The organism is Stenotrophomonas sp. HMWF003 (genome assembly GCF_003061285.1).
GTDB lineage: Bacteria > Pseudomonadota > Gammaproteobacteria > Xanthomonadales > Xanthomonadaceae > Stenotrophomonas > Stenotrophomonas maltophilia_AP.
On sequence record NZ_QAIW01000136.1, the window covers coordinates 1 to 9,016 of the forward strand.

Annotated in this window: 9 protein-coding genes and 2 tRNA genes; 10 read left to right on the forward strand and 1 reads right to left on the reverse strand. The window is 63.0% G+C overall.

Annotated elements, in window-relative coordinates; genetic code table 11:
* From DBR34_RS05220 to DBR34_RS05265, 10 genes are all read left to right on the forward strand, one after another.
* A partial coding sequence (locus DBR34_RS05220) for a molybdopterin dinucleotide binding domain-containing protein (protein ID WP_308812512.1) occupies positions 1-537 on the forward strand: 537 nt, incomplete at its 5' end.
* Positions 534-1,625, forward strand: coding sequence for an NADH-quinone oxidoreductase subunit NuoH (nuoH, locus tag DBR34_RS05225; RefSeq protein WP_128095984.1), 1,092 nt, complete (start codon positions 534-536; stop codon positions 1,623-1,625). The genes DBR34_RS05220 and nuoH, both read left to right, overlap by 4 nt.
* Before the next feature lie 3 nt (positions 1,626-1,628).
* A complete protein-coding gene (gene nuoI, locus DBR34_RS05230; protein WP_038687244.1) occupies positions 1,629-2,117 on the forward strand; it encodes an NADH-quinone oxidoreductase subunit NuoI in 489 nt (162 codons plus the stop codon).
* Between the two features lie 6 nt (positions 2,118-2,123).
* A complete protein-coding gene (locus tag DBR34_RS05235; RefSeq protein ID WP_181393904.1) occupies positions 2,124-2,783 on the forward strand; it encodes an NADH-quinone oxidoreductase subunit J in 660 nt (219 codons plus the stop codon).
* Positions 2,780-3,085 carry an NADH-quinone oxidoreductase subunit NuoK gene (gene nuoK, locus DBR34_RS05240; RefSeq protein WP_017355932.1) on the forward strand — a complete coding sequence of 102 codons (306 nt, stop codon included), beginning with the start codon at positions 2,780-2,782 and terminating at the stop codon, positions 3,083-3,085. The genes DBR34_RS05235 and nuoK overlap by 4 nt, the downstream gene beginning before the upstream one ends.
* Before the next feature lie 7 nt (positions 3,086-3,092).
* A complete protein-coding gene (gene nuoL / locus DBR34_RS05245; protein ID WP_128095986.1) occupies positions 3,093-5,303 on the forward strand; it encodes an NADH-quinone oxidoreductase subunit L in 2,211 nt (736 codons plus the stop codon).
* Between the two features lie 23 nt (positions 5,304-5,326).
* A complete protein-coding gene (locus tag DBR34_RS05250; RefSeq protein ID WP_128095987.1) occupies positions 5,327-6,835 on the forward strand; it encodes an NADH-quinone oxidoreductase subunit M in 1,509 nt (502 codons plus the stop codon).
* A 36-nt stretch (positions 6,836-6,871) separates the two neighbouring features.
* Complete coding sequence (gene nuoN / locus DBR34_RS05255) at positions 6,872-8,332, forward strand: NADH-quinone oxidoreductase subunit NuoN (protein ID WP_128095988.1); 1,461 nt, start codon at positions 6,872-6,874, stop codon at positions 8,330-8,332.
* 125 nt (positions 8,333-8,457) lie between these two features.
* Positions 8,458-8,534 (forward strand) — tRNA-Met (locus DBR34_RS05260).
* A gap of 182 nt (positions 8,535-8,716) precedes the next feature.
* Positions 8,717-8,793 (forward strand) — tRNA-Met (locus DBR34_RS05265).
* On the opposite strand, the gene DBR34_RS21670 is transcribed toward DBR34_RS05265, so the two are convergent.
* Positions 8,772-9,016 (reverse strand): hypothetical protein (locus DBR34_RS21670; RefSeq protein ID WP_219928217.1); only part of this gene is annotated, 245 nt, incomplete at its 5' end. The two genes, DBR34_RS05265 and DBR34_RS21670, sit on opposite strands and share 22 nt — an antisense overlap.

The window sequence follows — 9,016 nt, forward strand, 5'->3', positions numbered from 1 at the left end:
ATCGGCGCGCTGCCGGAAGTGGATGCCACCCTGACCAACCTCGATGGTCGCGAGCAGTCGGCCCGTGCCGGCGGCAAGCTGCCGGGCGAGGCGCGCGAAGGCTGGCGTGTGCTGCGTGCACTGGGCGGCGAGCTGGCCCTGGCCGGTTTCGAGTTCATCGACCTGGCCGGCCTGCGTGCCAGCCTGGCCCCGGTCAGCGTCACCGTGTCGACCTCGGCCGCAACGCCGCTGGCAGGCGAGGGGCTGGAAGTGACCTCGACCGCCGCGATCTACCGCACCGATGCGGTGGTCCGTCGCGCCCAGGCGCTGCAGTCGCATCCGCTCAACACCGCGCCGCGCATCGTGCTCAACACCGCCGATGCCGCCCGCCTGCAGTTGGCCGAAGGGCAGATGGCCAAGGTCGGCACCGATGCCGGCCGCGCCACCCTGCCGGTGGTGGTCGACGCCCGCGTCGCCGCGGGTTCGGTCTGGATTGAATCGGGCCACGGTGCAACCGCACCGCTGGGTGCCGCTCGCGTAACGGTGGTGGCTGCATGAACGAATTGCTGTTGAACGCGGTCGATCCGCTGCACCAGTGGCTGCTGTCACTGGGCGACATCGGCGCGCTGCTCTGGATCATCCTGAAGATCCTGGTGATCGCCATGCCGGTGATCATCTCGGTGGCGTTCTTCGTGGTCTGGGAACGCAAGCTGATCGGCTGGATGCATGTCCGCCATGGTCCGATGTATGTCGGCATGGGCATCTTCCAGGCCTTCGCCGACGTCTTCAAACTGCTGTTCAAGGAAATCATCCAGCCGGCCAGCTCGCACAAGGCGATGTTCATCCTTGCGCCGCTGATCACGCTGGGCCCGGCCTTCGCGGCCTGGTCGGTGATTCCCTTCGACGCCAAGATCGTGCTGTCCAACGCCAACGCCGGCCTGCTGTACCTGCTGGCGATGACCTCGCTGGGTGTGTACGGCATCATCCTGGCGGGCTGGGCCTCCAACTCCAAGTACGCCTTCCTGGGTGCGATGCGCGCCTCGGCGCAGATGATCAGCTACGAAATCGCGATGGGCTTTGCCCTGGTCGGCGTGATGATCGCCTCGGGCAGCTTGAACCTGAGCAACATCGTGATGGCCCAGGCCGGCAGCTCCGGCTTCTTCGACTGGTTCCTGCTGCCGCTGTTCCCGTTGTTCATCGTGTACTGGGTGTCCGGCGTGGCCGAAACCAACCGCGCGCCGTTCGACGTGGTGGAAGGTGAATCGGAAATCGTGGCCGGCCACATGGTCGAATACTCCGGCGGTGCGTTCGCGCTGTTCTTCCTGGCCGAATACGCCAACATGATCCTGATCAGCTTCCTGATCTCGATCTTCTTCCTAGGTGGCTGGCTGAGCCCGATCCAGGGCTGGGTCAACGCGGATATCTCGCCGTGGATCGACTGGCTGTGGAAGGGTGGTTGGCCGTGGCTGCTGCTGAAGGTGTTCTTCTTCGCCAGCGCCTACATCTGGTTCCGTGCCAGCTTCCCGCGCTTCCGTTATGACCAGATCATGCGTCTGGGCTGGAAGGTCTTCATTCCCCTCACCATCTTCTGGATCGCAGTGACGGCGGTGATGGTGTTCTACGGCGTGATCCAGAAGGGCGTCTAAGTGATGAATCGAATTACCCATTACTTCAAAAGCCTGCTGCTGCTCGAGCTGCTCGGGGGTCTGTGGTTGACCCTGAAGTACGCCTTCAAGCCCAAGTACACGCTGATGTACCCGATGGAGAAGTTCCCGCAGTCGCCGCGTTTCCGTGGCCTGCACGCGCTGCGTCGCTACCCCAACGGGGAAGAGCGCTGCATCGCCTGCAAGCTGTGCGAAGCGGTGTGCCCGGCACTGGCCATCACCATCGATTCGGCCAAGCGCGAGGACGGCAGCCGCCGTACCACCCGTTACGACATCGATCTGTTCAAGTGCATCTTCTGCGGCTTCTGTGAAGAAAGCTGCCCGGTGGACTCGATCGTCGAGACCCACATCCTCGAGTACCACTTCGAGAATCGTGGCGAGAACATCGTTACCAAGCCGCAGCTGCTGGCCATCGGGGATCGGCTTGAAGCCGAGATCGCCGAGCGTCGCGCCGCCGATGCCGCTTTCCGCTGAGGTCGAATGATGGATTGGGTAAATATCAGTTTCTGGGTCTTCTCCATCGTGGCGGGCATCTCCGCCGCGGCGGTGATCAGCGTGCGCAATCCGGTCTATGCCGTGTTGTGCCTGATCCTGACCTTCTTCTCCGTGGCCTGCATCTGGATCCTGGTCGGCGCTGAGTTCCTCGGCGTGGCCCTGGTGCTGGTGTACGTAGGCGCGGTCATGGTGTTGTTCCTGTTCGTGGTGATGATGCTCGACATCGATGCCACCAACCTGCGCGAAGGCTGGGTGCGTTACCTGCCGATCGGCCTGGTGGTCGCGGTCACCATGCTGGTGCAGATGCTGGTGCTGATCGGGGTGAAGGGCAGGGCGGTCAACCCGTTCCCGGCCGACAACGCCGCCGCACTGGCCGCCGACAGCTCCAACATCACCTGGCTGGCCCGCAGCCTGTTCACCGAGTACCTGCTGCCGTTCGAGTTCGCCGCCGTCATCCTGACCGTGGCCGTGGTTGCCGCCGTGATGCTGACCCTGCGTCGCCGCACCGGCCTGAAGACCCAGAACCCGACCGAGCAGACCATGGTCAAGGGCAGCGACCGCCTGCGCATCGTCAAGATGGATGCCGAAAAGCCGTTGGTCCACACCAACACCAAGCCGTCCAGCGACGAGGAGGCAACGCCATGATCACCCTCGGCCATATCCTGGCGCTGGGCGCGCTGCTGTTCTGCATCAGCCTCGCCGGCATCTTCCTCAACCGCAAGAACATCATCGTGCTGCTGATGTCGGTCGAGCTGATGCTGCTGTCGGTCAACATCAATTTCGTCGGGTTCTCGCGGGAACTGGGTGATACGGCCGGACAGCTGTTCGTCTTCTTCATCCTGACCGTGGCCGCGGCCGAGGCCGCCATCGGCCTCGCGATCCTGGTAACCCTGTTCCGTAATCGCCGCACCATCAATGTCGGCGAAGTCGACTCGCTGAAGGGCTGATCCGTAGATGGAAATCACTCTCTCCAAGAGTCTGTTGATCGCAGTGGTGCTCGCACCGCTGATCGGCAGCATCATCGCTGGCCTGTTCGGTCGGCAGGTCGGTCGCATCGGCGCACAGACGGTCACCATCCTGGGCGTCGGCGCCAGCTGCCTCATGTCCAGCTACGTGCTGTACATGCTGCTGTGGGGCGGCGCGCAGCCGTACAACGAGAACATCTATACGTTCTTCGAAGTCGGCCAGTACTCGGCGCATGTCGGTTTCATGATCGACAAGCTGACGGCCATGATGATGGTCGTGGTGACCTTCGTGTCGTTCCTGGTGCACGTGTACACCATCGGCTACATGCAGGATGACCCGGGCTACCAGCGGTTCTTCAGCTACATCTCGCTGTTCACCTTCTCCATGCTCACCCTGGTGATGAGCAACAACTTCCTGCAGCTGTTCTTCGGCTGGGAAGCGGTGGGCCTGGTGTCGTACCTGCTGATCGGTTTCTGGTTCAAGCGCCCGACCGCGATCTTCGCCAACATGAAGGCGTTCCTGGTCAACCGCGTGGGTGACTTCGGCTTCATCCTGGGCATCGCCGGCGTGCTGTGGGTGTTCGGCTCGCTGGACTACGCCACCGTGTTCGCCAATGCGCCGATCCTGGGCAGCCCGCAGGCACAGATGCAGATCTGGTCCGGCGCGATCACCCTGTTCGGCACCTCGTACCAGGTGCTGGACGCCCCGGTGATCTGGTCGATTGCCACCATCATCTGCATCTGCCTGTTCATCGGTGCAATGGGCAAGTCGGCCCAGGTGCCGCTGCACGTGTGGCTGCCGGACTCGATGGAAGGCCCGACCCCGATCTCGGCGCTGATCCACGCCGCGACCATGGTGACCGCGGGTATCTTCATGGTCACCCGCATGTCGCCGCTGTTCGAGCTGTCGCAGACCGCGCTGAACTTCGTGCTGTTCATCGGTGCCACCACCGCGTTCTTCACCGGCCTGATCGGCATCGTGCAGAACGACATCAAGCGCGTCGTCGCGTACTCCACGCTGTCCCAGCTGGGCTACATGACCGTGGCGCTGGGTGTGTCGGCCTATTCGGCCGCCGTGTTCCACCTGATGACCCACGCCTTCTTCAAGGCGCTGCTGTTCCTGGGTGCCGGCTCGGTCATCATCGCGATGCACCACGAGCAGGACATGCGCAAGATGGGCGGCCTGCGCAAGTACATGCCGATCACCTTCGTGACCATGTGGATCGGTACGCTGGCCCTGGTCGGCACCCCGTTCTTCTCCGGCTTCTACTCCAAGGACACCATCATCGAGGCGGCGCAGCACCACGCGCACGTGTCGCATAGCTGGGTGGCCACCTACGGGTACTGGGCCGTGCTGGGCGGTGTCATCGTGACCAGCTTCTACAGCTTCCGCCTGCTGTTCCTGACCTTCCATGGCAAGGAACGCTTCCGCGACGCGCATGACGATCACGCCCACGCGCACGGCCATGACGATCACCATGCCGACGCGCATGCGGTCGACGCCCATGCCGCCGATGCCCACCACGGCGACGCGCACCATGATGACCACGGCCATGGCCACGGTCCGCATGAGCCGCACGAAACCCCGTGGGTGGTGACGCTGCCGCTGATCCTGCTGGCGATCCCCTCGATCGTGATCGGCTTCTTCGGTATCGGTCCGATGCTGTACGGCACGGACTGGAAGGGCGCGCATGCCGAGCACGCGATCCCGGGCCAGGTGCATTCGTTCTTCACCGGCATCGTGGACTTCTACAACCCGTCCCGTGACACCATCGGTGCGCTGGCCGAAGAGTTCCATGGTCCGGTCGCGTTCGCGCTGCACGGCATGATGGCCCCGGCCTTCTTCCTGACCGTGGCCGGCTTCCTGCTGGCGGTGCTGTTCTACCTGTGGAAGCCGGAGCTGGCGGGCAAGGCCCGTTCGACCTTCGCGCCGCTGGTATCGGTGCTGGAGAACAAGTACGGCTTCGACAAGCTGTGGATCGGCGGTTTCGCCGGTGGCGGCATCAAGCTGGGTAAGGTTTCGCGCGCGATCGACACGAATATCGTCGATGGTGTGGTGGTCAACGGTTCGGCTCGCCTGATCGATCTGGCGGCCAACCTGCTGCGTCGCACCCAATCCGGTTTCCTCTATCACTACGCCTTCGCGATGATCATCGGCCTGATTGCCCTTCTGGGCGTCCTGATGCATTACCTGCGTTGATGACCTGTACGGAATAAGAAGACGTGTCGAACTGGCCCCTACTCAGTGTTCTCATCTGGCTGCCGATCCTCGGCGGTGCCTTGATCCTTGCCATCCGTGACGCCCAAACCGCCCGCTGGGCGTCGCTGGGCGTGGCGGTGCTGACCTTCGTGGCCAGCCTGTCGCTGCTCAGCGGCTACGACGTGGGGAACGACGCGCTGCAGTTCGTCGAAACCCGCGCCTGGATCCCCGCCTACAAGATCGGCTACAACCTGGGCGTGGACGGCATCGCGATCGCGCTGATCCTGCTGACCACCCTGGTGTCGGTGCTGGCCCTGATCGGCGCCTGGAGCGCCATCGACAAGCGCGTCAACCAGTACGTGGCGGCCTTCCTGATCCTGGAAGGCGTCACCGTCGGCATCTTCGCTGCCACCGACGCGATGCTGTTCTACGTGTTCTTCGAAGCCATGCTGATCCCGATGTTCCTGATCATCGGTGTCTGGGGTGGTCCGCGTCGCATCTACGCCGCACTGAAGTTCTTCCTGTACACCTTCCTCGGCTCGGTGCTGATGCTGGTGGCCCTGATCTACCTGTACCTGAAGGGCGGCAGCTTCCAGCTGGCCGACCTGTACCAGCTGCAGCTGTCGGGCAAGGAACAGACCTGGATCTTCTTCGCCTTCCTGATCGCCTTCGCGGTCAAGGTGCCGATGTTCCCGGTGCACACCTGGCTGCCCGACGCGCACGTGGAAGCGCCGACCGCCGGTTCGGTGATCCTGGCGGCCATCGCGCTTAAGATCGGTGGCTACGGCTTCCTGCGCTTCAACCTGCCGATCGTCCCGGACGCGTCGCAGGAATGGGCGTGGCTGGTGATCACCCTGTCCCTGATCGCTGTGATCTACGTCGGCCTGGTCGCCCTGGTGCAGGACGACATGAAGAAGCTGATCGCCTATTCGTCGATCGCGCACATGGGTTTTGTCACCCTGGGTACCTTCATCGCGCTGTGGCTGGTTCGTGATGCCGGCAACCCGGACGCGGCCCGCCTGGGCCTGCAGGGTGCGATGGTGCAGATGGTGTCGCACGGCTTCGTGTCCGGTGCGATGTTCTCCTGCGTCGGCGTGCTCTACGACCGCATGCATTCCCGCCGCATCGCCGATTACGGCGGCGTGGTCAACGTGATGCCGTGGTTTGCCACCTTCGCCATGCTGTTCTTCATGGCCAATGCCGGCCTGCCGGGTACCAGCGGTTTCGTCGGTGAGTTCATGATCATCATGGCCAGCTTCCAGCGCAATCCGTGGCTGGCACTGGGTGCGGCAAGCACCCTGGTGATCACGGCGGCCTATACGTTGTGGCTGTACAAGCGCGTGTTCTTCGGTGAAGTGGCCAATGCCCATGTCGCCGAACTGAAGGACATCAACGGTCGCGAATGGCTGGTGTTGGGTGTATTTGCCGTGGGCACGCTTGCCCTGGGCCTGTACCCCAAGCCGCTGACCGACCTGATGGAGCCCTCGATCGCGAAGCTGGCGATGCAGATCGCATCCAGCAAGCTGCTGTAATCGGGCCGTCGAGAGTATTGATTCCAGGATTTGATGATGACCACCTCGCCGCTGTTGCCGTTGACCGCCGCCGACCTGCCGCCGCTCGCTCCCGAGCTGGTGCTGATTGGTAGTGCGTTCGCCCTGTTGATCCTGGATCTGTTCATCAGTGAGAAGAACAAGATCTGGACCCACCTGCTGTCGGTCGCCGCGCTGGCCGCGGTGCTGTTCATGCTCGCCACCGGAGTGGGCGGGCAGGGCGAGGTCTTCCACGGCATGTTCGTCCGCGATACCGCGGCGGACGTGATGAAGACCGTGATCGTGCTGTGCAGTGGCCTGACCCTGATCTACGGCTGGAGCTACCTGCGCGAGCGCAAGCTCTACCAGGGCGAGATCCCGGTGCTGATCCTGTTCGGCACCGCCGGCATGATGATCCTGGTGTCGGCCGGCAGCCTGCTGATGGTGTACCTGGGCCTGGAACTGCTGGCCCTGTGTTCGTACGCACTGGTGGCCAGCAACCGTGAGAATGGCTTGGCCTCCGAGGCGGCGATGAAGTACATCGTGCTGGGTTCGCTGGCCTCGGGCCTGCTGCTGTACGGCATGTCGCTGATCTACGGCGCGACCGGTTCGCTGCACCTGGACGCGATCCACGCCGCCATTCCGCATTCGGAAGAGCGCGTGCTGCTGCTGACCGGCGCGGTGTTCATGATTGCCGGTGTGGCCTTCAAGCTGGGCGCGGCACCGTTCCACATGTGGCTGCCCGACGTGTACCAGGGCGCACCGGCGCCGATCGCGCTGTTCATCAGCTCGGCACCGAAGCTGGCCGCGTTCGGCATGGCCTATCGCCTGCTGGAAGTGGGCGTGGGCCCGCTGTCGGACGAGTGGAAGTACCTGATTGGCGGTCTGGCGGCCCTGTCGCTGGTGATCGGCAACCTGATGGCGATCGCGCAGACCAACCTGAAGCGCATGCTGGCCTACTCGACCGTGTCGCACATCGGCTTCCTGCTGCTCGGCATTGCCGGCGGTGGCGAGCAGGGTTACGCGGCGGCGCTGTTCTACGCCCTGAGCTACGCGATCATGTCGACCGCCGGCTTCGGCGCGATCATCGCGCTGTCGCGCAGCGGCTTTGAAGCCGAGAACATCGACGACTTCAAGGGGCTGAACGCCCGCAACCCGTGGATGGCCGGCCTGGTGCTGTGCATCATGGCGTCGATGGCCGGTATCCCGCCGTTCCTGGGCTTCTGGACCAAGCTGGCCGTGCTGGGCGCGGCGATCAATGGCGGCATGCTGTGGTTGGCGATCCTCGGCGTGCTGTGCGCGGTGGTCGGTTGCTTCTACTACCTGCGCGTGATCAAGGTGATGTACTTCGATGAGCCGGTGGGCGAGCCGCTGCCGGCCAACAACGACCGCGTGCTGGGCGTGGTGCTGGGCGTGAATGCCTTGGCACTGCTGGCCCTGGGCCTGTCGTGGAACCCGATCATGGTGTGGTGCCAGCAGGCATTTGCACATCTTGCGTAAAAAACGATACAAAACTGCGCAAATCGTGTAATATTCGTTTCCTGAGTTGTTGCTGCAGCGGTTTCGCCAGAACATCGTTGCAACGTACCCACCATTGGTTGGTACACCGGCTCATCCGCTTCTGCTGCGGGGTGGAGCAGTCTGGCAGCTCGTCGGGCTCATAACCCGAAGGTCGCAGGTTCAAATCCTGCCCCCGCTACCATATAGCTCCGGTGCAAGCCGGAGACAGTGGACGAATCAAGCGACGCCGGCAACGGGGTCGCTTTTTTCGTTGCAGGCTCGGTAGAGCCGACCGTTGGTCGGCTAACCTTCCAGGACGCGATGTACCAAGTTTCACCAAGGGGTTGCACGGGGATGAAAACTCCCTTACAATTCCGCTTCTGCTGCGGGGTGGAGCAGTCTGGCAGCTCGTCGGGCTCATAACCCGAAGGTCGCAGGTTCAAATCCTGCCCCCGCTACCACAGAAAATCTGCAGTGCAGATGCAGTAGACGAAAAAGCGATTCCGGAAACGGGGTCGCTTTTTTCGTTGTGGGGGGTGGTTTGTTTTTCTCGAGGCAAGGGCAAGGGCTGAAGCCAGATCAAGATCAAGATCAAGATCAAGATCAAATTCGGTGTGCCGGCATCGGGGAGGGCGTTGGCATGGGTGGGCCCGCGGGGCACGCTGCAAGTACGTCCTTGTAAGC